Genomic DNA, 25,787 nt, shown 5'->3' with positions numbered 1-25,787 from the left:
TCAAGGAGCGCGCGGCAAGCGGCGGCTCAGAGCGCCTCCATCACCGCGTCAGAGGCTTCGAAATTGGCGGTGACATTCTGCACGTCATCGTCGTCTTCCAGCGAGTCGAGCAGCTTCATCAGCTTTTGCATGCCCTCGAGGTCAAGCTCGGTGGTGGTGGTCGGCTTCCAGATCAGCTTGGTCGACTCGGATTCGCCCAGCTCTGCCTCAAGCGCGGTGGCGACCTCGTTCAGATCGGTGTCGGCGCAGAGGATGACATGGCCGTCCTCGGCGCTTTCGACATCCTCGGCCCCGGCCTCGATCGCCGCCATCATCACCGTGTCGGCATCGCCAACCTCGGCACCATAGGTCACCTCGCCCTTGCGGTCGAACATGAAACCGACGCTGCCGGTCTCGCCCAGGTTGCCGCCATGCTTGCTGAAGGTCGAACGCACGTTCGACGCAGTCCGGTTGCGGTTGTCGGTCATCGCCTCGACAATCACCGCGACACCGCCGGGGCCATATCCCTCATAGCGGATTTCCTCGTAATCATCGCCATCGCCGATCTGGCTTTTCTTAATCGCCCGGTCGATCACATCTTTGGGCACCGATTGCGATTTGGCTTCTTTCACCGCCAGGCGCAGGCGCGGGTTCTTGTCAGGATCGGGATCGCCCATCTTGGCGGCGACGGTGATTTCCTTGGAAAGCTTTGAAAACAGCTTGGAGCGCAGGGCGTCCTGACGCCCCTTGCGGTGCTGGATGTTCGCCCATTTGGAATGGCCGGCCATGGTGACTCCTTCAAGAACGTCCGGAATTTCGGGTTGCGCCTCTATATGTCAGGCCTCAGGCGCGCCGCAAGCCCGTGCAACCAGGGCTGCGGCGCAAAAATCGGCCGTTTCGCCCTATTCCATGCAGATTCACTGCTATTTACGGCCCGCTGAGATGGACAGCGCCGGGCTTTCCTGATCGCGCCGCTCCGATGCGTTTGCCTGCGCGTTTCCTCCCCATCCCCCCCTGTCACCGCCCGCGCTGCGCCGCAGCGGGGCGGCGATTGTCAGCCGGGTGATGGGCATGGTGTTGGCGGCGGTGGCCGTGGACAATATGATCGAAGCGATTTTCCAGCTGGTCCGCGACGGCCCTTGAGCGCCAAAGGCGATCCTGTGGCTTGCACATGGCGCGCCGATCGGATTGGTTGACCGGGCAGAAAAAGGCGCATCATGTCCAACGATCAAATCATCCTCTTCACCCTGTTCACCTCATTCTTTGGCCTGCTTCTCTGGGGCAAATGGCGTTATGATCTGGTCGCCTTTACGGCGCTGATGGTGGCGGTGGTGGCGGGAGTCGTGCCCGCCGAGGACGCGTTTTCCGGCTTTGGCCATCCGGCGACGCTGGTGGTGGCGCTGGTGTTGGTGGTGTCGGCGGGGCTGGTGCGCTCGGGGGCGGTCTATCTGATCACCCGGACGCTGGTCGATTCCAGCCGCAGCCTTGGCAGCCATATCGTGCTGATGGGCGGCATCGGCGGGGTGCTGTCGGCCTTTATGAACAACGTTGCGGCGCTGGCGCTGCTGATGCCAGTCGATATCCAGACCGCCAGAAAGGCCGGGCGTGCCCCCGGCCTGTCACTGATGCCGCTGTCCTTTGCCACCATCCTCGGCGGCATGGCGACGCTGATCGGCACCCCGCCGAATATCATCATTGCCACCTTTCGTGGCGATGCCCTCGGTGAACCTTTCACCATGTTCGATTTCGCGCCGGTCGGTGGCCTGACCGCTCTGGTCGGGCTGATCTTTGTTGCCACGGTCGGCTGGCGGCTGATTCCGCAGCGCGCTGATCCGCTGGCCCAAACCGGCGACATGAGCGCCTATGTCGCCGAACTGACGGTGCCCGAGGGCAACGAACAGATCGGCAAGCGCCTGGGTGAGCTTTGGCCGGTGGCGGAAAAGGCCGATGTGGCAGTGATCGGGCTGATCCGTGATGGTCGCCGCCTCTATGGCAATGCCCGCACCGCAATCCTGAAAGCGGGCGACGCGCTGGTGCTTGAGGCAACGCCGGAGGCGCTGGACGAATTCCGCGCGGCGCTGAAACTGGCGTTTTCCGACAACCGGCGTGAGGAATTGCTGACCGCCGCCGGTGAGGGGCTCGATATCCTCGAAGTCGTGGTGCCGGCGGAAAGCCGGATGGCCGGGCGCAGCGCCCAGGCGGTCGGGCTGGCCTGGCGGATGCGGGCGGTGCTGTTCGGGTTGTCGCGTCAGGGTCAACCGATCCGCTCGCAGATCCGCAAGACCATCATCGAGCCGGGCGATATCCTGCTGGTGCTGGTGCCCAAGGACAGCGGCCCGGATGTGGCCGAATGGATGGGCTGTCTGCCGCTGGCCGACCGTGGCCTGGCGGTGACCGAGAATTCCAAGACCTGGCTGGCCATCGGCCTGTTCGCCGCAGCAGTGCTGGCGGCCTCGCTGGGGCTGGTCTATCTGCCGGTGGCGCTGGGGCTGGTGGTGATCTGCTATGTGCTGTTCCGCGTCCTGCCGCTGCAAGAGCTTTATACCCATATCGAATGGCCGGTGGTGGTGCTGCTGGGATCGATGATCCCGCTGGGCGTGGCGCTGGAAACCTCGGGCGGCACCTCGCTGATCGCCAACGGGCTGGTGTCAATCTCGGCGGGCTGGCCCGCCTGGGCCATCCTGACCGCGCTGATGGTGGTCACCATGACCCTGTCGGATGTGCTGAACAACACCGCCACCGCGATTATCGCGGCACCGATTGCGGTGCAGATGGCGCAGAGCCTTGGCGTGTCGCCGGACCCGTTCCTGATGGCGGTGGCGATTGCCGCCTCGGCGGCGTTCCTGACCCCGATCGGGCATAAGAACAACACCCTGGTACTGGGCCCAGGTGGCTATTCCTTTGGCGATTACTGGCGCATGGGCTTGCCGCTGGAACTGCTGGTGATTGCGGTATCGATCCCGTTGATCCTGGTGTTCTGGCCGCTCTGAGCGACGCAGCCGCTTGCGCCCCCCGCACCGGCGGGCTACACGGCGCGCCTTTCCGTCGGGGTCGAGGGCCACAGATGACCGCCACCACCACGCTCGCCATCGACTTTGGCACCTCGAATTCCGCGATGGCGGTGATCGAGAATGGCCAGCTGCGCCGCCTGCCCGCCGAACCGGGCTCACAGACCCTGCCGACGGCGGTGTTCTTTCCCGCCGACAAGGGCGCGATGCGGATCGGTGCCGCCGCCGGCACGGCACTGATCGAGGGGGAGGAAGGCCGCTATATGCGGGCGCTGAAAAGCGTGCTGGGCGATCCGCTGTTGCATGAGTCGCGGCTGATCGGCGGCAAGCGACGCAGCATCGCCGAGGTGATCACCGCCTTTCTGGCCACCCTGCGCAGCCGCGCCGAGGCCGCCACCGGCCAGCCGCTGCGCCGCGCCCTGTCAGGCCGCCCGGTGCATTTTCACACCCGCGACGCGGAAAAGGATGCGCAGGCCGAGGCTGATCTGCGCGCCTGTTACCTCGCCGCCGGGTTTGACGAGGTCGCCTTTCTGTTCGAACCGGAGGCGGCGGCGCTGGCCAGCCACAGCCTGAGCCAGCCCGGTGCCACCGGGCTGATCGTCGATATCGGCGGCGGCACTTCGGATTTCTCGGTGTTCCGGGTCGAGTCCGGCCAACTGCGGATTCTGGCCAGCCACGGCATCCGCCTCGGCGGCACCGATTTCGATCGGGCGATCTCGCTCGATCAGGTGATGCCAGAGCTGGGGCGCGGCGGCACCTTGCGCCGGGAGTTCGGCTCCGAGTTGCTGCCGGTGCCCGCCGCGATCTATGCCGATCTGGCGACCTGGGCGCGGATTCCGCTGCTTTATTCCCCCGAGACCCGGCGCAAGGTCGACGCGATGCTGCGGCTGGCGACCGACCGGCGGGCGCTGGAACGGCTGGCCACTGTGCTGCGCGACGAATTGGGTCATGACATCGCCTTTGCGGTCGAGCGCGGCAAGATCGCCGCCAATGCTGGCGCGGCGGATGCGGCGATTGCCCTTGGGGTGATCGAAACCGGGCTGCAGGTGCCGCTGTCCCCGACCGAGATGGCGGCGGCATTGGCCCGGTTTCACGACGACCTGCATGGCGCGGCCGCCGAGACGCTGACCCTCGCCGGGATCGCGGCAGAGCAGATCGGCAGCATCATCCTGGTCGGCGGCTCAAGCCTGATGCAGCTGGTCCCCGAAACCATGCGCGCGCTCTGCCCGGGAGCGGCGGTGCATATGTCCGAAGCATTCACCGCAGTGGTCGACGGGCTCGCCCTGGCGACAGCCGAGGGACGGTAGCCCGACGATACCCCGCCGGGATCAAAGCCGCCCCGGCATGTGGTTACCCGATGCCGGAGCATCCCGATCCGGCCCGCTGCACCGCGAACTGGATCACCGCGCTGATCAAACCCGTGACCGGTCTCACAATTGCCAGATCAGCGGGATCACCGCCGAGGCCAGCAGCCCGGTGGTCAGGTTCAGCGGGATGCCGACCCGCAGGAAATCAGTGAATTTATACCCGCCCGGCCCATAGACCAGCATATTGGTCTGATAGCCGATCGGCGTCGCGAAACTGGCCGAGGCGGCAACCATCACCGCCACCACCAGCGGCCGTGCGTCGATGCCCATCGCCTGCGCCAGCCCGATGGCGATGGGCGTCACCACCACCGCCACGGCGTTGTTGGACACCAGCTCGGTCAACACCGAGGTCAGCAGGTAGATCGCCCAGATCACAAAGAACCCCGGCAGACCGATCAGATAGGGCGCCACCGCATTGACGATCAGCGCAATGGCACCGGAATGTTCCAGCGCCGCGCCGATGGTGAGCATCGAAAAGATCAGTGTCAGCAGGCGACCATCGACCTGGCCAAAGGCCTCGTCCGCGTCGATGCAGCGAGTCAGCAGGACCACCGCCACCGCAAAGACCGACAGCATCAGGATCGGCGCCACATTCAGCGCCGCCAGCACCACGATGCCAAACAGCGCCAGCACCGCAATCGGCGCATGGCTGCGCCGGAACGCCCGCGCGGTCGGGTGGCTGACATCGACCAGATCCATCTCCGTCGCCAACCGCTGAATATCCTCGGGCGCGCCTTCCAGCAGCAGGGTGTCACCGACCCGCACCACCAGCTCATCCAGCTGCCGTCCGATGTTCTGATTGCGCCGATGCACCGCCAGCGGGTAGACGCCATAGCGCCGCCGCAACCGCAATGAGCCGAGCGAGCGCCCCACCATCTTGCAATCCGGGGTGATCAGCACCTCGACCGTAGTGGTCTCCACCGCCGAGATCTGATCGACGCGCTTCAGGCTCTTGGTGCGTTGCAGGCTGAGCAATTCGGTCATCTGGGTGCGCAGCACCACCCGATCCCCGACCTGCAGCTCGACCCCGTTCAGATCGCGCCGGAGCGAGACATCGCCGCGGATCACGTCGATCAGCCGCACGCCTTCGCGTTTGAACAATTGCACCCCGGACACCTCGCGGCCGACCAGATTGGATTCCGGCGGGATCACCGCCTCGGTAAAGAATTTCATCTGGCTGCGATCCGACAGCAGGTTGGCCATGCTGGGCCGGTCCGGCAACAGCCAGCGCCCGACCACCGCCAGGTAGAGCATCCCCCAGGTGACAATGACCAGACCCAGCGGCGCCACCTCGAAGATCGTAAACGGTTCAAGCCCGCGACTGCGCGCCACCCCATCGACCAGCAGGTTGGTCGAAGTGCCGATCAGGGTCAGGGTGCCGCCCATGATCGCCGCATAGGACAGCGGGATCAGCAATTTCGAGGCGCTGACGCCGAGACGGCGCGAGATCTGCACAAACACCGGGATCATCACCACCACCACCGGGGTGTTGCTCACAAAGGCCGAGGCCGCCACCACCACCGCCATCAGCGCACCGATCGCCAGAACCGGGTTTTTCGTTGCCTGGCGTTCGGCGGTCTTGGTCACCCCTTCCAGCGCGCCGGTGCGCACCAGCGCCCCCATCACGATGAACATCGCCGCGATGGTCCAGGGGGCAGGATTCGACAGCACCGCGAGCGCCTGATCATAGGGCAAGAGCCCAAGCAGCAGCATCACGCAAGCGCCGCCAATCGCCACCACCTCGGTCGGATAATATTCGCGCACGAACAGCACGAACATGCCAACCACCACCAGCAGCGTCATCACCGCCTGGCCCGCCTGTGGGATTTCCAGAAATGTCATTCTTTGCGCCGGTCCCGGATTGTCCACATACCCTATCTAGGCGCAGCCCGCCCGCCGCGTCCAGCGGGCTTTGCGCCCGGACCGTGCCGGGGCGTCACCCGGCGGCAGCCTCGGGGCCGGAGGCTTGCAACCGGCCACCCTGGCGCACCATGGCAAGCCGCGTCGCCTTGCCGGTGCGGTCATCGGTTTCCACATAAAGGCCCGACAGCGTCGCCGCGCCCAGCGCCGGGCTGAACCGCGCCTTGTCCATGCCGGTCACGAAGCGGCGCATCGGTTCGGCCTTGTCCATGCCAATGACGCTGTCGTAATCGCCGCACATCCCGGCATCGGACAGATAGGCGGTGCCACCAGAGAGGATTATCGCATCGGCTGTCGGCACATGGGTATGGGTGCCCACCACCATGCTGGCACGGCCATTGCACCAATGGCCCATCGCCATCTTTTCGCTGGTCGCCTCGCAATGCACATCGACCAGGCTGGCCTGCACCAGCCCGCCGGGCGGATGAGCCTTCAGCACCGCTTCGATCTGGCTGAACGGATCAGCAAAGGGGCGCTTCATGAACACCTGGCCCAGCACCTGGGTCACCAGCACCTTGCGGCCCTGGGTCGCCTCGAACACACCAAAGCCGCGTCCCGGTGCGCCCTTGGCGTAATTCACTGGCCGGACGATGCGCGGCTCGACCTCGATGAATTGCATCATGTCGCGCTGATCAAAGGCGTGATCGCCCAAGGTCAGGCAATCCGCCCCGGCCTCAAGCAGCCCCTTGGCATGGGCCGCAGTCAGCCCGGCGCCGTTGCTGGCGTTCTCGCCATTGACCACGACAAAATCGAGCCGCCAGTCAGCGCGCAGACGCGGCAGCATTTCCGCCACCGCCTGCCGCCCGGCCCGGCCCATCACATCACCAAGAAATAACATTCGCATGGCAACGCTCCCTAGGCCCGGACGGCGCAAGGGGCAAGAGGAAGTGTGACGCCCAGGTGCAGACCAGGCCTGAATCCCGGGCCATCTTCACACGGAAAACGGGCGCGCCATCACTGACGCGCCCGCAGCTCAGGCCATTGAAACGGCTTATTTCTTGACGATGCGACCGTCGGTATAGGGCGTATAGGGCCCCTGAGCCGCCAGGTATTCCGCCGTCACATCGGCCAGATCGGGGCCGAAATCATAGGCGTTCATGCCATCGCGGAACATCTTGTAGCCGTCACCGCCATTGCGGACGTAATTGTTGGTGACCACGCCATAGACCTTGGCAGGGTCAATCGGCGCGCCGCCGACCACCACGTCGCTGACCCGTTCGCCCACCGGTTTGGAGACATCAAAGGCAAAGCTGAGCCCGGCAACCTGCGGGAAACGACCGGCAACATCCTCATATTGGCTGACGCCGTTTTCCAGCGCCTCGACGATCACCGCGCCGGTGGTCTGAAAGGTCGACAGGGTGTTCTGGAACGGCAGCACTGTCAGCACTTCGCCCATCGTCACCGGACCGGAGTCGATCGAGGTGCGCAGGCCACCGCTGTTGGAGATCGCGATTTCGACCCCCTGCGATTTAACCCGCGCCAGCATCGCGTCAGAGACCAGGTTGCCCATCGCACATTCCTGCGCCCGGCAGGTCTCACGCTCGCCATCGATGAATGCCGAGGATTCGGCAACCACCTTGTTGCGGATTTCGTCCAGCGGCACCGCCGCCTCGGCGATCCGCGACTTTGTGGTTTCGTCCTCGCCGACCGCGGCATCCATGATGATCGGTTCGCCGGTGGCGGCGGTGACATTGCCGGCATCGTCAAAGGTCACGTTCAGCTCGCCCAGGAATTTGCCATAGGCATAGGCCGACACGATCGCGGTCGCCCCGACCATGGTCGGATAGGGTCCCTCGGCGCGGTCAGAGGTGTTGGACAGAAAGGTGTTGGTATGGCCGCCGACGATCACATCGACACCCTTGGTGTTGGCCGCGACCACCTGATCGACGCGATAGCCCGAGTGGCTGAGCACGATGATCTTGTTCACCCCCATCGCGGTCAGCTTGTCGACCTCATGCTGCACCGCGTCCGACGGATCGGTAAAGATCACATTCGGGCCGGGGCTGGCCAATTCATCGGTGTCCTGCGGGGTCAGCCCGATCAGGCCCAGCTTTTCTCCACCGCGTTCGATCACTGCGGATTTTGCCAGCGTATCGGCCAGTAACGGTTCGCCGCTGACATCGGCATTGCTCATCAGCACCGGGAATTTCACCGCATCCATGAAGCCGCGCAGAACCTCCGGGCCATCGTCGAATTCGTGGTTGCCCACGGTCATCGCGTCATAGCCCATCTTGTTCATCATCTCGGCGGCGAGCTTGCCCTTGTAATAGGTGTAGAACAGGGTGCCCTGAAATTGATCACCACCGTCCACCAGGATAGAGTTGTTCGACCGTTTGCGCGCATCGGCAATCGCTGTCACCAGCCGGGCGGAGCCGCCAAAGCACTTGCCCTCGGTGTTGTCCTCGGACGAACAGCCACTGTCGTATTTGCTGATCGGTTCGAACCGGGCATGGAAATCATTGGTGTGCAGAATCGTCAGGGAATAATCGGCTTGGGCCATCCCGGCGCATAGGGCCAGGGCAGCGGAGCCTGCAAGTAGGCGGAAGGTCATGGCAGTAACCTCTTTGTGGGAGTTATGGCTTCGATGCTGCCCGGATCAGACGCCATAGTCAAAGGCCAAACTACCGGCTTGACCAACGGTCCATGCCAGAGGCAAGTGAGGGCATGCTGATCTACAAGATTTTTCGCGCGTCCGAATATGCGGCGCTGACGACCGCGGGCACCACAGCCGGCGCCCCGGTCGATATCGCTGACGGGTTCATCCATTTCTCGACCGCCGCGCAGGTCGCTGAGACCGCCGCCAAGCATTTCGCCACTGAAGACGGGCTGGTGCTGCTGGCGCTTGAGGCCGATGCGCTGGCCCCGGATCTGCGCTGGGAGCCGTCGCGGGGCGGCGCATTATTCCCGCATCTCTACCGTGCCTTGCGGAGCAAGGACGTGCTCTGGGCGCGGGATTTGCCGCTGGTCGCGGGGCACCATCGCTTCCCCGAGGGGCTGACATGAACTTCATCGAGAAACTGGGGCTGGCGGCGCTGCGGCGCCTCGACCCGGAACAGGCGCATCACCTGGCGATGAAGGCGCTGCAACTGGGGGCGGTGCCCCTGCCCGGCCTCGTCACCTCGGCCCGGCTGCGCAGCACCCTGGCCGGTCTGACGCTGAGCAATCCGGTCGGCCTGGCCGCCGGGTTCGACAAGAATGCCACCGCGCTGCTGCCGCTGTCGCGGGCGGGGTTCGGTTTTATCGAACTGGGCGCGGTGACCCCGAAGCCGCAGCCGGGCAACCCGCGCCCGCGGCTGTTCCGCCTGCCGCAGGACGGCGCGGTGATCAACCGCTTCGGGTTCAACAATGACGGGATGGAGGCGGTGCGCGAGCGGTTGGTCCGGCGGCCCCGCGACGCGGTGATCGGGCTGAACCTCGGCGCCAACAAGGACAGCGACAACCGGATCGCGGATTTCGCCCGGGTGCTGGCGCGCTGCGGCACCTATCTGGATTTCGCCACCGTCAACGTGTCCTCGCCGAACACCGAAAAGCTGCGGGATTTGCAAGGCAAGGCGGCGCTGACGCAAGTGCTGACCGGGGTGATGGCGGCGCGCGACGGGATGATCCGCCCGCTGCCGATTTTTCTGAAAATCGCCCCGGATCTGGACGAGGCGGCGCTGGCCGATCTGGCCGAGGTGGCATTGGCCACCGGGGTCGATGCGATCATCGCCACCAACACCACCCTGGCGCGCAACGGGCTGAAGACCCCCGGCGCGGCCGATATCATCGGCGGGCTGTCCGGCACGCCGCTGTTTGAGCGCTCGACCCGGGTTCTGGCCCGGCTGTCGCAGATCACCGGCGGGCGGATCCCGTTGATCGGCGTCGGCGGGATTTCGACCCCCGAAGACGCCTATGCCAAGATCTGCGCCGGCGCCTCGGCAGTGCAATTGTATTCGGCGCTGGTCTACAAAGGCCTGTCGCTGGGCGCCGAGATCGCCCGCGGCCTTGACCGGCTGCTGGAACGCGACGGGTTTGAGAACGTCACCCAGGCGGTGGGCTGCCAACGTGAGGAATGGCTATGAAAGTGGAAATCTGGCACAACCCGCGCTGTTCGAAATCGCGCCAGACCCTGGCGCTGTTGCAGGATCGCGGGATCACACCCGAGGTGCGGCTTTACCTGGAAAACCCACCGACGCAGGACGAACTGCAGACGGCGCTGCAAATGCTGGGGCTGACGCCCTCGCAAGTGTTGCGCCGGGGCGAGCCAGAATTCAAATCGCTGAACCTCAAGACGGCGGATGACGCCACCATCCTCGCCGCGATGGCCGAGCATCCGAAACTGATCGAACGCCCGGTGGTCTTTGTCGGGGCCAAAGCGGCGCTTGGCCGTCCGCCGGAAAACGTGCTGGCGCTGCTTTGACCGAAGGCCGCGATTTCGCTATCCTCGCCTGAAATAGCGGAGCAGAGCCATGGCCGGTGGATGGTCGCGCGACGGCGCGGTGCAGGACCAGATCGAAGCGTCGATCCAGGACGAATTGCAGCGCCTTCAGGCCCGGCGGGCAACGGTGGGCGTCAGCCTGACCCATTGCGCTGAATGCGAAGAGGAAATCCCAAGCGCCCGCCGCGCCGCCCTGCCCGGCGTGAAACTCTGCATCGACTGCCAGTTAGAGCGTGACGGCAGACCGGCACAGCGCAGCGGCATCAACCGGCGCGGGTTCAAGGACAGCCAGCTGAAATAGGCGAAAGTCAAAGGCCATGAAAAAACCGCACCCGGATCCCCGGGCGCGGTTTTTTTAACGTGCGATATCAGGCCGCTCAGGCGGCGCGCGATACCAGAACATCACCCACCTGCTTGGCGGCGGCCATTTCGTCACCACCGGACACGGCGGCGACTTCACGGGTCAGACGCTCAAGCGCGGCTTCGTAAAGCTGACGCTCGGAATAGCTCTGCTCGCGCTGGTCGTCGTTGCGGTGCAGGTCGCGCACCACTTCGGCAATTGCGATCAAGTCACCCGAGTTGATCTTTTGTTCGTATTCCTGGGCACGGCGCGACCACATCGCGCGTTTCACCCGGGCCTTGCCCTTCAGCGTCGTCATCGCCTTGGTCACCACGTCCGGGCTGGACAGCGACCGCATACCGATCTCCGTCGCCTTGTGGGTCGGCACCCTGAGGGTCATCTTGTCCTTTTCGAAGGAGATCACAAACAACTCCAACTGGATGCCGGCGATTTCCTGCTTTTCGATGGACACGATCTGACCCACGCCATGGGCGGGATACACAACGTAGTCATTCGGACGGAATTCATTTTTCTTCATATTGGTCACGCAGTCCTTCCTGGTGCCATCTTCCCAGCCTGACGCAGCGACACAGACAACGGGCGCGAGGCGGCAGCCAACACACCGTTCAAAGTATCTGTCAAGGTTTCCGGGGCGCGGTCAGCAACGTCCGCGCATCGGGGGGCAGGCAGTCTTGTTCATAGGCAGGAAGACCATACCACAAAAACCGCCCCCAAGAAAGCGCTTCGCCTGTCAGCGCCCGGTTTTCGCTTAAAAATCGCCACAATTCGAACTTGTTTCACCCGGCGAAGCGGCGATTTCCCGCCGAGCCGCGTCCGAATCGATGTCAGCCGCCCGAGCCGGGCTTCTCGGAAAAGTATTTCTCAAGCTTGCCTGACTCACCATCATGCTCTTCGGCATCGGCTGGCGGGTCCTTGCGGGTGATGATCACCGGCCACATCTCGGAATACTTGCGGTTGAATTCAACCCATTTGTCCATGTCCGGCTCAGTGTCCGGGCGGATCGCATCGGCCGGGCATTCCGGTTCGCAGACGCCGCAATCAATGCATTCGTCGGGATGGATCACCAACATATTCTCGCCTTCGTAGAAGCAATCCACCGGGCAGACTTCTACGCAATCGGTATATTTGCAGGCGATACAACTGTCGTTGACGATATAGGTCATCGTGACCCCCGAAATTTGAACGGCTCAGCCGCTAGCTAACCCGCTGTTCCGGATCATTCAAGCGCCCGACGCCGATCAAGGTCGAGTTTCCTGCGGTCACGCTTGGTCGGACGCGAATTTCCTGCATCGCGCTGGATTGGCGGGCTGTCTTTCTGGATTTCAGGGGATGGTTCGAGATCAATATAGAGCGTCTGTGCCTCAGGTGCCGGTCCGCGCCGTGTGCCGGCGGCCAGAACCCGCACCAGCCGAATCCGCTCGCCCATGGGAAAAGTCAGAACATCGCCAGGGCCGACCGCCGTCGCCGGTTTCGTCACCCTTGCAGCGTTGACCCGGCAGTGACCGGCGCCGACCAGCCGCGCCGCCAGGCTGCGGCTTTTCACAAAGCGCGCATACCAGAGCCATTTGTCGAGGCGGATCCGGTCGTCCTGGACGGGCGTCGCATCTGACATCCCGAGGCCTCAGCTCTTGTTCTTCAGCCCCATCAGCGCCGCGGCAAAGGGGTTGTCCGGGTCGATCCGATCTCTGCCGGGCTTGCTGGGACCAGCGGCAAATTTCTTTGGCCCCGCTTCGCGTTTGGGGCCCTTGCCACGCGGCGGCGGCTTGCCCTTGCCCCCGCGCGGCCGCTTGCCGCCCTCGGGCCGATCGCCCCCCTTGCGGGCCTGGTGCTGCGGGCGACCGGCGTTGGCCGAGCGCTGACGGCCCCAGGTGAAGGTGTAATAGACCTCGACCTCGGCAGCCGCAGGGACCTCGGCGCTTGACTCTTCGGCGGGCTGCGCTTCGACGGGCTGCGCTTCGGGCACTTGGGTTTCGGCCGCTGGGGTTTCGGGCGCTCCTGCGGCGTCGGGGGCGGCGCTTTCACCGGCGGAGTCAGCCGCGACCGGTGCGGCCTCTGCGGGCGGCGCGGTCGTTGCAGCCGGTTCGGAGGCCGCAGCGGCATCCGCAGCCGGTGCCTCAGGTGTCACGGGAGCTGCCGCCTTGACCTTCGCGCGCTCGGCCTTTTCAGCCTTGTAGCCCAGGCCCTGCATCAGATCAGCGAATTGATCCAGCGTCATCCCAGTGATCGACAGCATGTCGGCCTTGGCTTCAAACCCGGCCCGACTGTTTTCGACGCGCAGCATGTCGGCCAGCCGTTCCAGCATGTCGATGCGGATCGCCCGGGTCCCGGCCGCGCGATAGCCGGCCATGGTGTGATAGCCCTCGGGCACCCCCTCGCCGCTGGGCACGGTAACCAGCCCCGGCGGCGGTGCTTCGGGGAATTCGTCCAGACCTTTGGACAGCGACCAGAGCACCAGCCGCAGCCGGGTCGGCGCCGGTTTCAACAGCAGCGGCATGAAGACGGTGAATTGCCCGAACCGGACGCCATGCTTGCGCAGCGCGCCGCGCGCATCCTGATCCAGCGCCTTGACGTCATCAGCAACCTGCTGACGGGGCAGAATGCCAAAGCCTTCGACCAGCTGAAAGGCAAAGCCGCGCGCCAGGCCGTTCAGCGTCGCGTCGTCCTGCACCGCCAGCAGCGGCTCGAACAGCGCAGCGATCTTGCGGTCGATAAAATGCTGCAACCGGCGCTGCACCTTTTGCGCGACATCCGGCCCAACGGCCTCGTCGACAAAGGCGGCGACCTGCGGCTTCAGCGGATCGTCGCCGGGCGTCAGCTTGCCCACCGCATCCGTGCCCCACATCAACCCACCCTGTTCGGTAAAGTCGATCTCGGTATCGGGCGCATTATAGAACCGATCGGCGCGCAGATGAAAATGCGGCGCCAGCGCCTGAGCGCTGGCCTGAGCAACGGCCTTGGCCTCTTGCCCTTCGGCGGATTTGTCCTGCCGGAACCGGAACCCCTCGAGACGGCCGACGAACTCGCCCTCGACCATCACTTCGCCCTTGTCATTTACTTCGGCCACTAAGGCTTCCTTCTGCTTCAACCGGCGCATCAATACAGATGTGCGCCGGTCAACAAATCTCTGGGTCAGACGCATGTGTAGCGCATCTGACAGACGGTCTTCTACAGCGCGGGTCTCGCCGCGCCAATGGGATTCGTCCGCGACCCAGCCGGAACGCTGCGCCACATAGGTCCAAGTTCGAATATAGGCCAATCTTTTGGAAAGCGCATCAATATCCCCATCGGTGCGGTCAATCCGCTGAATCTGGCGCGCCAGCCAGTCGTCGGAAATCCGGCCATTGGCGTGCAGATCGCCGAACAGACGCTGCAGCAGACTGGCATGTTCGATGTGGCTGATGCCGCGAAAATCCGGCACCCGGCAGACATCCCAAAGCAGCCTTACCGCCGCCACATCGCCCGTGCGGGCGCGAATATCGTCGTTCTGCCCCAGGGTTTTCAGCGCCATCAGATCGTCGGCCTCACGCGCCTTGATCAGGATCGGATTGTCCGGTGACGCCTCTAGCGCCGCAATCAGCCCGTCGACAGAACCGAAATTGAGGTCGGTATTGCGCCATAGCAATTTACGCAGCGGCGTAAAGCTGTGATCCATGATCGCCGCCGCCACCTCATCCTCAAGCGGCGCGGCCTCGCCGGTGACGCCAAAGGTGCCGTCGCGCATACCGCGCCCGGCCCGTCCCGCGATCTGCGCCAACTCATTGGGCGCGAGGTGCCGCATCCGCCGGCCGTCGAATTTGATCAGCGCCGAAAAGGCGACATGGTTGATATCAAGGTTCAGCCCCATGCCAATCGCGTCAGTCGCCACCAGGTAATCGACATCGCCATTCTGATACATCTCGACCTGGGCATTGCGGGTGCGGGGGCTGAGCGCGCCCATCACCACTGCCGCCCCACCCTTTTGACGGCGGATCAGTTCGGCGATGGCATAGACGTTATCCACCGAGAACCCGACAATGGCCGAGCGCGCGGGCATCCGGCTGATCTTTTTCGACCCGGCATAGGTGAGCTGTGACATCCGTTCGCGGCGCATGAATTGCACCCGTGGCACCAGCGCCGCAATCGTCGGGCGCATGGTGTCAGAGCCGAGGAACAGGGTTTCATGCAACCCGCGCGACCTGAGCAACCGGTCGGTAAAGACATGGCCGCGCTCGGGATCGGCGCAGAGCTGGATTTCGTCGATGGCGACGAAATCGGCGCCCATGCCCTCGGGCATCGCCTCGACCGTGCAGACCCAGTATTGGGTGCGTGGCGGCACGATCCGTTCTTCGCCGGTGACCAGCGCCACCACCGAGGGGCCGCGCAGATCGACGATCCGGTCATAGACCTCGCGCGCCAGCAGCCGCAGCGGCAGGCCGATGATGCCGCTGCGATAGCCCAGCATCCGTTCGATGGCATAGGTGGTCTTGCCGGTGTTGGTCGGCCCAAGGACTGCGGTGATCCCGCCGCGTTCGGTCAAGCCTGACATCGGCGCCTCAGAGATCTGAGCCGGTGACGCGGGTCTGCAGGCGATCAACCGCCTTTTGCGACTCCTCGTGATTGGGATGCAGCGCCAATACCATTTGATAAAGCTTATAGGCCTCGTCCTGCCGTTCCAGGCTTTCGAATACAATCGCCAGACCATAGATCGCGGCAAAATGGTCCGGGTTCAGCGCCAGGGTGCGTTCCAGATCGTGAACCGCCAGACCGTATCTTTCCTGCTGGAAAAACGCCATCGCCCGGGTGTGCCAGCCTTCGGCGAAATCCGGCCCGTGGTCGGTCAGCGCGGTCAGATGGCCGATGGCCAGGTCGAGATCGCCCGCTTCCAGCGCATCCTTGCCGCGTTTCAGCAGCAGATCCAGCGCTGGTGAGCCGGACTTCGCCCAGTCCAGGCGGATTTCCCGCTCGATCTTTTTGGCATCGGCTGGATCGGCAAGACGCAACTGGTCTAGAAGAGAAGCGGTCGAGTCGCTCGCCGCCGGGGCGGCCAGGGCCAGCAGCGCCCAGGTGACAAGTGCCGCAACGGCAATTTTGAATTTGTGCATAGAGACACCCATAACGATATCACTGTAGCGTGCCGTTCGGGGCATGGAAGCCCCGCCACGGCGATTTGAACAAGGAACACCAAATTATGAGCGATGATCTGAACGCGGCCGCGGCCCAGTTGAACGAAAAGATCGGTGGCGGCTTTGACGGGATTGCAAAATTCGTGGTCGAAGGCGAAGGCGCGATCATGGTCGATGCCAATGGCGCCCGGGTCGGCGATGAAGAGGCCGATGTGACCCTGACCGCCGATCGCGAAACCTTCATGGGGCTGATGACCGGCGATGTGAACCCGACCACCGCCTTCATGACCGGCAAGCTGGCGGTGGATGGCGACATGGGCAAGGCGATGGCGCTGGGTTCGGCCCTTGCCTGATCACCCGACATTCGACCCCGCGCCGTACTTTTCCGATGTGGATGAGGGCCCGGCGGGTGGTGATGCGGTCTGGGCGCGCACCTCGGACGGGGTGCGCATCCGCGTCGGCCTCTGGCCGCTTGCGGGGGCGCGCGGCACGGTTCTGCTGTTTCCCGGGCGCACCGAATATATCGAGAAATACGGGCCTGCCGCCGGGGATCTGGCGGCGCGCGGCTATGCGACCCTGACGGTGGACTGGCGCGGGCAAGGCATTGCCGACCGGCTAACCAAAGACCCGCTCAAGGGCCATGTCGGCGATTTCGACGAGTATCAACGCGACGTTCAGGCCGCCTTGGCGGTGGCCAAACATTTCGATCTGCCCCGGCCCTGGCATCTGCTGGGCCATTCGATGGGCGGCTGCATCGGGCTGCGCGCGCTGCATGACGGGGTGCCGGTGGCCTCTGCCAGCTTCACCGGGCCGATGTGGGGCATCGGCATGCCCGCCGCGATGCGGCCGCTCGCCTGGGCATTGGGGGTGCTGGGCACCCTGGTCGGCCGATCCGAAAGCTACGCCCCCGGGGTGGTGCGCGATGCCTATGTGCTGATCCAGTCGTTCGAGGGCAACAACCTGACCAATGACCCGGACATGTATGACTTCATGATCCGCCAGACCCGTGCCCATCCCGAGATCGCGCTGGCCGGGGTGACCTATGGCTGGCTCAACGCCGCGCTGAAGGAAACCAGCGCCCTGGCCCGGCTGCCCGCTCCAGCAGTGCCTGGCCTGACCTTTCTGGGCAGCGACGAGGGTATTGTCGATGTCGCTGCGGTCCAGACCCTGATGGCGCGCTGGCCCAATGGCCGGCTGGAGATTATCGAACACGGCCGCCACGAGGTGTTGATGGACACGCCCGGCCGCCGCCGCGCCCTGTTTGACGCGATGGCGGCGCATTTCGATGCCCATTCCGGCGCGACCACGCCACGGGCGGCCGCCAGCTAGGCGTTAATCGGCGCGTACCTGCTGGCGCTGCTGGCCGAGCCCGGCAATGGCCAGGTCCATCACATCGCCCGCTTTCAGATATTGCGGCGGTTTCTGGCCGCTGCCGACCCCCGGCGGGGTGCCGGTGGCGATGATGTCGCCGGGATTGAGGCTCATCATATGGCTCAGGTAGCTGATGATATGGGCGACCGGGAAAATCATCGAGGCGGTGCTGCCGGTCTGGCGTCGCTGCCCGTTCACATCGCAGGAGAGCGCCAGATTCTGCGGATCCGCAACCTCGTCCGGGGTGACGATCCAGGGCCCGACCGGGCCGAAGGTGTCGCAGCTCTTGCCCTTGGTCCATTGACCGCCACGTTCGATTTGAAAATGCCGCTCGCTGACGTCATTGACGATGGTGTAGCCCGCAACATGGCTCAGCGCCTCGGCCTCACTGACGTATTTCGCCCGCTTGCCAATGACGATGCCCAGCTCGACCTCCCAATCGCCCTTCTGCGACCCACGCGGCAGCACCACATCGTCATTCGGCCCGATCAGCGCCGAGGTCGCCTTCATGAACACGATCGGCTCATCGGGGATCGGCATCCCCGCCTCAGCGGCGTGGTCGGAATAGTTCAGCCCGATGCACACCATCTTGCCAACCCCGGCGACCGGCACACCGAGGCGCGGATCACCCGCGGCCAGCGGCAGCGAGTCCGGATCGATGGCGGGCAGGTTTTCCAACGCCGCACCGGTCAGGTCGTCGATCACCCCGGAGAGGTCGCGGATCCGCCCCTGAGCATCCAGAACCCCGGGCCTTTCGGCGCCCAGCGGGCCATAGCGAAGAAATTTCATCCGTGCCTCCTTCAGATTTGCGCCGGAACGGTCGCCGATGCCGGGGCTCAGCGCAAGGGTGGTCAGCCATCGAGGCGGCTGTCTGCCCCCACGGCGTGGCTAGACGGCGCCGCCGCCCCCCGAAGATAGTTGCGACCAGAAGAAGCGGAGGACAGGAGAGCTGTAGATCGCCGGAGAGGCAGGGTTGAGAGCGGGCGCCACAGCGCCTATCTGTGGGGCAACCCCCGAGGTCACGAAAGGACGCGCGATGATCCCCCTTCCCTTGCCGCTGCTTGATGCCAATGCCACCAAAGGGGGCGGCCCGGACCTGGGCGATCTGCCAGAATGGGATCTGAGCGATCTTTATACCGCGCCGGACGCGCCGGAAATCACCCGCGACATGAGCTGGCTCGAAAAGGAATGTGCCGGGTTTGCCGGGGAATACGAGGGCAAGCTCGCCCAGCTTGACGCGGCGGGGTTTCTGACCTGCGTCCAGCGCAATGAGCGGATTCAGACCGTCGCCGGGCGGATCATGTCCTATGCCGGGCTGCGCTATTACCAGCTGACCATCGATGCCGAGCGGGCGAAATTCATGTCCGATTGCCAGGACAAGATCACCACCTTCACCACCCCGCTGGTGTTTTTCACGCTGGAGTTGAACCGCCTGCCCGACGATCATCTGGACGGGCTCTTCGCCGCCAATGCCGAACTGGCACGCTACAAGCCGGTGTTCGACCGGATTCGGGCGATGAAACCCTATCAGCTCTCTGATGAGCTGGAAAAATTCCTGCATGACCTGGGGGTTGTCGGCGACGCCTGGGAGCGGCTGTTCGATGAAACCATCGCCGGGCTGAATTTCGAAGTCGACGGCGAAGAAATGAACATCGAGGGCACGCTGAACCTGCTGACCGACCCGGTTCGCGACCGCCGCGAAGCCGGGGCGCGCGAATTGGCGCGGGTGTTCGGCGCCAATGTGAAAACCTTTGCCCGGGTGCACAACACCCAGGCCAAGGAAAAGGAGATCCTCGACCGCTGGCGCAAGATGCCGACCGCGCAGACCGGCCGCCACCTCAGCAACGATGTTGAACCCGAGGTGGTCGAGGCGCTGCGCAATGCGGTGGTCGCCGCCTATCCCAAGCTGTCGCACCGCTATTACGAATTGAAGCGCAAATGGCTGAGGCTGGATCGGATGCAGGTCTGGGACCGCAACGCGCCGCTGCCGAGCGAAGACATCAAGACCATCGACTGGCCCCAGGCCCGCGACATGGTGATGACCGCCTATGGCGATTTCGACCCGAGGATGGCCGAGATCGCACAGCCGTTCTTTGACAAGGGCTGGATCGACGCCGGGGTGAAACCGGGCAAGGCACCGGGCGCCTTTGCGCATCCGACGGTGACCGAGGTGCACCCCTATGTGATGCTGAACTACCTCGGCAAACCGCGCGACGTGATGACCCTGGCGCATGAGCTGGGGCACGGCGTGCACCAGGTGCTGGCCGCCGATCAGGGCGAGATGCTGTCCTCGACCCCGCTGACCCTGGCTGAAACCGCCAGCGTTTTCGGTGAAATGCTGACCTTCCGCCGGTTACTCGACAACGCCAAGGATCAAGCCGAGCGCAAGACCCTGCTGGCCGGCAAGGTCGAGGATATGATCAACACCGTGGTCCGGCAGATCGCCTTCTACGATTTCGAATGCAAGCTGCACGCGGCCCGGCGCGAGGGGGAACTGACCCCGGACGATATCAACGCGCTGTGGATGTCGGTGCAGGCCGAAAGCCTGGGCCCGGCATTCGATTACATGGAAGGGTATGAGACCTTCTGGGCCTATATCCCGCATTTCGTCCATTCGCCGTTCTACGTCTATGCCTATGCCTTTGGCGACGGCCTCGTGAACGCGCTCTATGCGGTCTACCAGGAGGCGCCGGAGGGCTTTCAGGAGAAATATTTCGATATGCTGAAGGCCGGTGGCTCCAAGCATCACAAGGCGCTGCTGGCGCCGTTCGGCCTCGACGCTTCGGACCCGGCTTTCTGGGACAAGGGCCTGTCGATGATCTCGGGCATGATCGACGAGCTGGAGGCGATGGAGGGGTGACCTCCTGGCGCAGACGCCTGCGCCGGTTTCAGGTCTGGGCGCGGCGGCGGATTCCGCCGGGCCTCAGGCTGCTGCTTGGCCTGCTGATGATCCTCGGCGGGATCCTTGGATTTCTACCGGTGCTCGGCTTCTGGTTGGCGCCGCTGGGCGTGGCGCTGGCGGCGCTGGATGTTGTGCCGCTCTGGCGCTGGATCAGGGCCAGGGGCGCCAGGGGAACGGCTTCTCATCACTCGCAGCACTCTGAAACCGGGCCACAGCCGCCAGCCAGCGCGCCAGATCGACGCCAAAGCCCGCGATCAGATCGTTGCGACGACCGGTGACCAGGATCCACAGGGCCTGCAACAGCGCGGCGATGCCCAGCACGGTGTCGCCAATCCGGAACAGGATCGCAAAAACGATCACATAGAGCAGACGCAGCCAGCGCGCGTTGCGATCCCAGCTTTCGGGAATGGCGGCAGTATCGGGGTCTTGCGGGTCGGTCATCGGGGCACCTCTGAGCAGCGAAACAGCGATATTGGCAAAGTGTGACAGCGCATCTTGCCTAGATCAAATGCGATGCTGCGGCCCCGCCCCATCCGGCAGGCGGGCTAGGAACCGCGCGACCAAATCGCCCGAACCGGCGTTCAGGCAATTCAGCCCGAAATACCAATAGAGATACTTGGCATAGCGCCGGTTGCGCGGCGGCGCGGCGAGGAGCGCGGCGAGGTCGGCGCTGCTGCGCGCCTCGTCCGCGATGTGCTGAAAATCCGCCTGACCGCAGAGGATCACCGGCTTGCGATGCAGATAGGCCTCGATCCCGACGGCAGAATTGATCGTCACCACCCGTTCGGCGACCGCCAGAATGTCGTGAATATTTGCAAAACTGATGTGCAGATTGCCAAATTCACTTTGCAAATTGCTGAGGGCGTCAAAGGTGGTCTGGTCCAGATCCCTTGGATGCGGCTTGACCAGAACCGGGCGGCCCTTGGCCACCTCAAGGCAGGCGCGCAACATGCTCCAACGGTCCAGCCAGAGGGTTTCACCAACGATCCTGTGGCCCTCGCTCTGCAAGAACACCGCGATACAGCCCTCCGGCACCGGTTCCATCGCAGCGGGCTGTTCGTAGCGCGAGCTGCGCGCGGCGACCAGGCGGGCGCGCAGCCGCTGAAAGAACGCCGAGGCCTTGTCGCCATCGACCTGGGCCGGGCGGAAGGCCCGGTCGCGGATCGAGGAAAAGGCCCGGATGCCCTGCGGGTCAAGATGCCAGAACGGATAGATATAGGCGACGCCCGCGCTCAATACCGAAGGGTGCGGAAAGCGCGCGTGGTTGAGGATGTGCAACTGGCCGTCAGTCACCTGATCGGCCAGCCGATCACGGTCCATCGGCACGAATCCATGATCGACGCCGCGGTCGGTCAGGCCGTCGGACAGCTTGCGATAGAACGGCAGCATCAGCGCCCGGTCAGCGGTCAGCCAATCGCCGGGGACGTGGAACTGAATGCGCCGCGACGGCAAACTGCCGGTCATGACTCCCCCTTTTCCTGCCGCCCCGACCCGCGCCACGCTGCGGCGGGCGCAGCCCCTTCGGCAAGCGGGCCAGTCATCGGCGGCTGGGCGCGAAAGGCGTCAAACCAACCTGCGTCTGGTTCGTATTCCAGCGCCACCAGAATATCCAGCAACTGCGGGAAGCGGGTAAACTGGTCAAGGATCCGGTCGCGGTGTTCGGGGCCACGCCAACGGCCCTTGCGGCTGTGCTCAAGCGGGCGATCACCGCCCATGGCCCGCTGCATTTCCCAGCTCTGCACCGGCGGGCGGGTGGCGCTGAAGGCCGCGTCAAAGCGCAAGCCGAACCCTGCCGCCAAATCCCGCTGCACCGCATCCGGGTCGGCCAGAAGATCTTCGTATTTCAAGAAATACACCCCCTGCGGGAACCAGGGGCCCTGGGCAACGTCGATAATCGCTTGGTGAACCTCGATCAGCCCGGGGCCGTTGCGCTTGGGCGCCGCCACGCCGAACATCGTATAGCAGGCGTCGGCGCTGCAGAAATAATCGTCCGGCACCCGGTCATGGCGGCTGGTCAGGATATCGCGGGGATCGCGCAGGGTGACGATCAGATCGATCCGCTTGCGCCCCTTGGCCGCCGCGCCGATCTGATCGATGTCCAGGATATCATTGGGCCGCTTGGTGCAGAAATCGCCCGGCAGGGCAAGTAGCGCGGCGGCGCTCATCTCGGTTTCGGGCAGGTGAACGCCGCGCAATGTGTGGCGCAACATACTGTAGAACAGGGTGCTGCCCGCCCGTCCCTGCCCGGCAATTATTAGATGTCTGTCCATGACCCCAAGCCCCAATCCCTGTCAGAGGATATTGCGGCGTGGGGTTTCTTGACGGTTACGCGATGGGCAAGGGCGCTAGGCCGAGACCAGCATGCCCTTTTCGGCGGCCAGTTCGCGCATCCGCTCTTGCAGCTTTTCAAAGGCGCGCACCTCGATCTGGCGGATCCGTTCGCGGCTGACACCGTATTCGGTCGACAAATCCTCAAGGGTGATCGAATCCTCGCTCAACCGGCGTTTGGTCAGGATATCGCGCTCGCGATCGTTCAGCACCGCCATGGCCGACACCAGCATTTCGCGGCGGGTGTCCATCTCATCCTTTTCGGCGTAATCGGCGGCCTGGTTGGCGTCTTCGTCCTCCAGCCAATCCTGCCATTGCATGGTGCCTTCGCCCTCGGCACCCACCGTCGCGTTGAGCGAGGCATCAGAGCCCGACATCCGCCGGTTCATCGAGATCACCTCGGCCTCGGTCACGCCGAGATCGGTGGCGATTCGCTTGACGTTGTCGGGGTGCATATCGCCCTCTTCCAAGGCGCCGATGCGGGCCTTGGCCTTGCGCAGGTTAAAGAACAATTTCTTTTGGGCTGAGGTGGTGCCGAGTTTCACCAAGCTCCAAGAGCGCAGGATATATTCCTGGATCGAAGCGCGGATCCACCACATCGCATAGGTCGCCAGACGGAAACCACGTTCGGGATCAAAGCGTTTGACCGCCTGCATCAGACCGACATTGGCCTCGGAAATGACTTCGGCCTGGGGCAATCCATAGCCGCGATAGCCCATGGCGATCTTGGCGGCCAGACGCAGATGCGAAGTGACCATGCGATGCGCCGCCTCGGTGTCCTGTTTTTCGACCCAGCGTTTGGCCAGCATGTATTCTTCTTCCGGCTCAAGCAGCGGGAATTTCCGAATGTCTTGCATGTAGCGGTTCAAACCGCCTTCCGGCGTCGGGGCCGGCAGATTTGCGTAATTGCTCACACCCTGTCCTTTCGTATTCTTGGCTTGATGTTTACGACCTTAACATCCAAATAGGCAGCCCGCTCCCCAGCTTCAAGACGCTAGCCACAGAATTCCTAACGCATCGTGAAGGCGGATCCGTCGGCAAAGCGGTGATGTTTCCGGGTTCTCACAGCGATGTGTCTGCGGCAGGCTCCACCCGCCTCAGCCCCGCAATATCGCCAGAAGCGTGGCAAAATCCTCGGGCGGGTCGGCCTCAAACACCAGCGAATCGCCGGACACCGGATGCACAAAACCCAAGGTCGCCGCATGCAGCGCCTGGCGGGGAAACCGCGCGGCCGCCTCGGCCGCCACTTCGCCAGCGGCACGCGCGGACAGCCGCCGGTTGCCGCCATAGACCGGATCGCCAATCAAACCATGACCACAATAGGCCATATGCACCCGGATTTGATGCGTGCGTCCCGTTTCCAGACGGCATTCGACCAGCGCGGCAGTGCCGTGAAACGCCTCAAGCACCCGCGCCCGGGTCACCGCATGGCGGCCACCCGCCCAATGCACCGCCTGTTTCTGCCGGTCGCTGCGATGCCGCCCGATCTGGGTGGTCACCCGCATCACCCCACCCGGTTCGAAACTGACCCCGCGCATCCCATGCAGGCGCGGATCGCCGGGATCGGGCACCCCGTGGCAGATCGCCAGATAGGCGCGTTCGACACTATGGGCGGCGAATTGTTCGGCCAGGCCGTGATGCGCCCGATCGGATTTGGCAACCACCAGCAGGCCGCTGGTGTCCTTGTCGATCCGATGCACGATGCCGGGGCGTTTTTCGCCACCGATCCCGGCCAAATCGTCGCCGCAATGGGCCAGCAGCGCATTGACCAGCGTGCCGGATGGCGACCCCGGCGCCGGATGCACCACCATGCCGGCCGGTTTCACCAGCACGATCAGATCGGCATCCTCATAGCGGATATCGAGCGGGATACTCTGCGCCAGCAGCTCGGTCTCGACCGCCGGCTCCAACGCGATTTCCACCAGATCGCCCGCGACCACCCGCGCCTTGGCATCCGTCGCCACCGCCCCGGCAACCCGCACCGCGCCCTCGGCCAGCAACCGTGTCAGCCTTGTGCGTGACAGGGCGGCAGACGCTGGCACATCGCGGGCCAGTGCCTTATCCAGACGTTGCGGCGGATCGGCATTGATCCGGAAAACCAAGGTGTCAGGCATGATGAATCCCGAAGATCAGGCGCCCGAACCCGCCAACCTGCGGTTCCTGCGCAGGCTGGTGACGGGTCTGACCGCGGTGATGTTGGCTGGCCTGATACTGATCATTGCGCTGATTGTCATGCGTTTCCGCGACACCGCGCCGCCATTGCCCGCTGATATCCACTTGCCGGAGGGTGAGATCGCCCGTGCGGTGACCCTGGCCGAGGGGCTGGTGATCGTGGTCACCGACAGCAACCGGGTGCTGATCCACGACCGGCTGACCGGGCGGTTGAAACAGGTGATCGCGCTGACCGAATAGGTGATCCGGGCGTTTTGCAACATTTGTGAGGCTTTGGAGCTGAATGGTACCGCCTCCCCGGCTTGAACGGGGGACCTCTGGATCCACAATCCAGCGCTCTAACCAACTGAGCTAAGGCGGCACGTGGGGGGCGATGTAGCCGCCCCGGCCACTGAATGCAAGGGCTTGCGGCGGCGTTAAAGTGGTTTCGTCCAAACCACCTCGACCAGGGCCTGAGCGTTATTGGCGACCGCCCGCCGCGCGCAGGCGGCGCGGTGGCTTTCAGGGGGCCAAAGCTTCATCATGGTGCGGCCCTCATCGCGCGCGAAATCTTCGCCCGCCTGCAGTAATCGTGGGGCAATGCCGCTGCCGCGCCGCTCCGGTTGACCCGAAACAACCGCACCTGCCCGGTGCTTTGATCCGGCCGGGTGGACCGGACAGTGCCGACGCGCGGCCCTGCGGCGCAGGCGACAAATGCCGTGAGCCTCCTGCGCACCAGCTCACCAAAGCGGGCGCCGCCCCCCGCCGCATCCGCGTAGAGCAACGCATGGCGCGCGATCAGCCAGGTCCTGTCCCGCGGCGCACACGGGCAGGGACTCACATCGGTCACCGCCGCATCGAAGCGCGTCGCCACTTGCATT

Annotated in this window: 25 protein-coding genes and 1 tRNA gene; 10 read left to right on the top strand and 16 right to left on the bottom strand. The window is 64.3% G+C overall.

From position 1 onward, the window contains the following. Positions 1-26 precede the first annotated feature (26 nt). A complete protein-coding gene (locus tag P1U48_RS00630; protein WP_301066229.1) occupies positions 27-767 on the bottom strand; it encodes a YebC/PmpR family DNA-binding transcriptional regulator in 741 nt (246 codons plus the stop codon). Positions 768-1,196: 429 nt separating this feature from the next. On the opposite strand from P1U48_RS00630, the gene P1U48_RS00625 reads away from it, so the two are divergent. Both P1U48_RS00625 and P1U48_RS00620 read left to right on the top strand, forming a co-directional pair. Next, positions 1,197-2,969 carry an SLC13 family permease gene (locus P1U48_RS00625; protein WP_301066228.1) on the top strand — a complete coding sequence of 591 codons (1,773 nt, stop codon included), beginning with the start codon at positions 1,197-1,199 and terminating at the stop codon, positions 2,967-2,969. A 74-nt stretch (positions 2,970-3,043) separates the two neighbouring features. Beyond that, positions 3,044-4,294, top strand: coding sequence for an Hsp70 family protein (locus P1U48_RS00620; protein WP_301066227.1), 1,251 nt, complete (start codon positions 3,044-3,046; stop codon positions 4,292-4,294). 123 nt (positions 4,295-4,417) lie between these two features. Here P1U48_RS00620 and P1U48_RS00615 read toward each other — a convergent pair whose 3' ends face one another. The 3 genes from P1U48_RS00615 to P1U48_RS00605 all read right to left on the bottom strand — a co-directional run bounded on the left by P1U48_RS00615 (position 4,418) and on the right by P1U48_RS00605 (position 8,825). Next, on the bottom strand, positions 4,418-6,196 hold the full coding sequence (locus tag P1U48_RS00615) for an SLC13 family permease (RefSeq protein ID WP_301066226.1): 1,779 nt from the start codon (positions 6,194-6,196) through the stop codon (positions 4,418-4,420). Positions 6,197-6,290: 94 nt separating this feature from the next. After that, entirely contained in the window at positions 6,291-7,118 is an 828-nt protein-coding gene (locus P1U48_RS00610; RefSeq protein ID WP_301066225.1) for a TIGR00282 family metallophosphoesterase, read from the bottom strand. Positions 7,119-7,265: 147 nt separating this feature from the next. Further along, on the bottom strand, positions 7,266-8,825 hold the full coding sequence (locus tag P1U48_RS00605) for a bifunctional metallophosphatase/5'-nucleotidase (protein ID WP_301066224.1): 1,560 nt from the start codon (positions 8,823-8,825) through the stop codon (positions 7,266-7,268). Positions 8,826-8,938: 113 nt separating this feature from the next. Here P1U48_RS00605 and P1U48_RS00600 point away from each other — a divergent pair, with 113 nt between their 5' ends. The 4 genes from P1U48_RS00600 to P1U48_RS00585 are packed head-to-tail and all read left to right on the top strand — an operon-like array spanning position 8,939 to position 10,992. Continuing rightward, positions 8,939-9,277: a DUF952 domain-containing protein gene (locus P1U48_RS00600; protein ID WP_301066223.1), complete on the top strand. Its 339-nt coding sequence runs from the start codon at positions 8,939-8,941 to the stop codon at positions 9,275-9,277. Beyond that, complete coding sequence (locus P1U48_RS00595) at positions 9,274-10,335, top strand: quinone-dependent dihydroorotate dehydrogenase (RefSeq protein WP_301066222.1); 1,062 nt, start codon at positions 9,274-9,276, stop codon at positions 10,333-10,335. The genes P1U48_RS00600 and P1U48_RS00595 overlap by 4 nt, the downstream gene beginning before the upstream one ends. After that, positions 10,332-10,673 carry an arsenate reductase (glutaredoxin) gene (arsC, locus tag P1U48_RS00590; RefSeq protein WP_301066221.1) on the top strand — a complete coding sequence of 114 codons (342 nt, stop codon included), beginning with the start codon at positions 10,332-10,334 and terminating at the stop codon, positions 10,671-10,673. The genes P1U48_RS00595 and arsC overlap by 4 nt, the downstream gene beginning before the upstream one ends. Before the next feature lie 49 nt (positions 10,674-10,722). Further along, complete coding sequence (locus P1U48_RS00585) at positions 10,723-10,992, top strand: DksA/TraR family C4-type zinc finger protein (RefSeq protein ID WP_301066220.1); 270 nt, start codon at positions 10,723-10,725, stop codon at positions 10,990-10,992. A gap of 76 nt (positions 10,993-11,068) precedes the next feature. Here P1U48_RS00585 and P1U48_RS00580 read toward each other — a convergent pair whose 3' ends face one another. The 5 genes from P1U48_RS00580 to P1U48_RS00560 all read right to left on the bottom strand — a co-directional run bounded on the left by P1U48_RS00580 (position 11,069) and on the right by P1U48_RS00560 (position 16,133). Further along, entirely contained in the window at positions 11,069-11,578 is a 510-nt protein-coding gene (locus P1U48_RS00580; protein ID WP_301066219.1) for a CarD family transcriptional regulator, read from the bottom strand. 298 nt (positions 11,579-11,876) lie between these two features. Then, positions 11,877-12,215, bottom strand: coding sequence for a ferredoxin FdxA (fdxA, locus tag P1U48_RS00575; protein ID WP_301066218.1), 339 nt, complete (start codon positions 12,213-12,215; stop codon positions 11,877-11,879). Between the two features lie 53 nt (positions 12,216-12,268). Then, positions 12,269-12,664, bottom strand: coding sequence for an RNA-binding S4 domain-containing protein (locus P1U48_RS00570; protein WP_301066217.1), 396 nt, complete (start codon positions 12,662-12,664; stop codon positions 12,269-12,271). Positions 12,665-12,673: 9 nt separating this feature from the next. Further along, positions 12,674-15,577 carry a helicase-related protein gene (locus P1U48_RS00565; RefSeq protein WP_301066216.1) on the bottom strand — a complete coding sequence of 968 codons (2,904 nt, stop codon included), beginning with the start codon at positions 15,575-15,577 and terminating at the stop codon, positions 12,674-12,676. Between the two features lie 7 nt (positions 15,578-15,584). Further along, positions 15,585-16,133: a tetratricopeptide repeat protein gene (locus P1U48_RS00560; protein ID WP_301066215.1), complete on the bottom strand. Its 549-nt coding sequence runs from the start codon at positions 16,131-16,133 to the stop codon at positions 15,585-15,587. Positions 16,134-16,219: 86 nt separating this feature from the next. Between P1U48_RS00560 and P1U48_RS00555 the strand changes: the two genes are divergently transcribed. Both P1U48_RS00555 and P1U48_RS00550 read left to right on the top strand, forming a co-directional pair. Further along, positions 16,220-16,507, top strand: coding sequence for an SCP2 sterol-binding domain-containing protein (locus P1U48_RS00555; RefSeq protein ID WP_301066214.1), 288 nt, complete (start codon positions 16,220-16,222; stop codon positions 16,505-16,507). 37 nt (positions 16,508-16,544) lie between these two features. Then, positions 16,545-17,483, top strand: a complete 939-nt coding sequence (locus tag P1U48_RS00550; RefSeq protein WP_301066213.1) for an alpha/beta hydrolase — start codon at positions 16,545-16,547, stop codon at positions 17,481-17,483. 3 nt (positions 17,484-17,486) lie between these two features. Here P1U48_RS00550 and P1U48_RS00545 read toward each other — a convergent pair whose 3' ends face one another. Continuing rightward, entirely contained in the window at positions 17,487-18,314 is an 828-nt protein-coding gene (locus P1U48_RS00545) for a fumarylacetoacetate hydrolase family protein (protein WP_301066211.1), read from the bottom strand. A gap of 247 nt (positions 18,315-18,561) precedes the next feature. Here P1U48_RS00545 and P1U48_RS00540 point away from each other — a divergent pair, with 247 nt between their 5' ends. Then, the gene (locus P1U48_RS00540) at positions 18,562-20,385 is read left to right on the top strand and encodes a M3 family oligoendopeptidase (RefSeq protein WP_301066209.1); all 1,824 of its coding nucleotides are present in this window, start codon (positions 18,562-18,564) and stop codon (positions 20,383-20,385) included. Positions 20,386-20,577: 192 nt separating this feature from the next. On the opposite strand, the gene P1U48_RS00535 is transcribed toward P1U48_RS00540, so the two are convergent. From P1U48_RS00535 to P1U48_RS00515, 5 genes are all read right to left on the bottom strand, one after another. Continuing rightward, positions 20,578-20,868: a DUF4389 domain-containing protein gene (locus tag P1U48_RS00535; protein ID WP_301066207.1), complete on the bottom strand. Its 291-nt coding sequence runs from the start codon at positions 20,866-20,868 to the stop codon at positions 20,578-20,580. Positions 20,869-20,931: 63 nt separating this feature from the next. Continuing rightward, positions 20,932-21,891: a hypothetical protein gene (locus P1U48_RS00530; protein ID WP_301066205.1), complete on the bottom strand. Its 960-nt coding sequence runs from the start codon at positions 21,889-21,891 to the stop codon at positions 20,932-20,934. Next, positions 21,888-22,697 (bottom strand): hypothetical protein, encoded by an 810-nt coding sequence (locus tag P1U48_RS00525; RefSeq protein ID WP_301066203.1) that lies wholly within the window; start codon positions 22,695-22,697, stop codon positions 21,888-21,890. The genes P1U48_RS00530 and P1U48_RS00525 overlap by 4 nt, the downstream gene beginning before the upstream one ends. Before the next feature lie 75 nt (positions 22,698-22,772). Then, positions 22,773-23,669: an RNA polymerase sigma factor RpoH gene (gene rpoH, locus P1U48_RS00520; protein WP_301066202.1), complete on the bottom strand. Its 897-nt coding sequence runs from the start codon at positions 23,667-23,669 to the stop codon at positions 22,773-22,775. Between the two features lie 183 nt (positions 23,670-23,852). Next, positions 23,853-24,869: an RluA family pseudouridine synthase gene (locus P1U48_RS00515; protein WP_301066201.1), complete on the bottom strand. Its 1,017-nt coding sequence runs from the start codon at positions 24,867-24,869 to the stop codon at positions 23,853-23,855. Here P1U48_RS00515 and P1U48_RS00510 point away from each other — a divergent pair. Further along, the gene (locus tag P1U48_RS00510; RefSeq protein ID WP_301066200.1) at positions 24,868-25,167 is read left to right on the top strand and encodes a DUF6476 family protein; all 300 of its coding nucleotides are present in this window, start codon (positions 24,868-24,870) and stop codon (positions 25,165-25,167) included. The genes P1U48_RS00515 and P1U48_RS00510 overlap by 2 nt on opposite strands. 44 nt (positions 25,168-25,211) lie before the next feature. Here P1U48_RS00510 and P1U48_RS00505 read toward each other — a convergent pair. After that, a tRNA-His gene (locus P1U48_RS00505) sits at positions 25,212-25,288 on the bottom strand. Positions 25,289-25,787 lie beyond the last annotated feature (499 nt).

Source organism: Pseudooceanicola sp. (genome assembly GCF_029213205.1).
GTDB lineage: Bacteria > Pseudomonadota > Alphaproteobacteria > Rhodobacterales > Rhodobacteraceae > Pseudooceanicola.
Note: the sequence above shows the minus strand (reverse complement) of the source record. Positions and strands in the feature narration are given on the sequence as shown.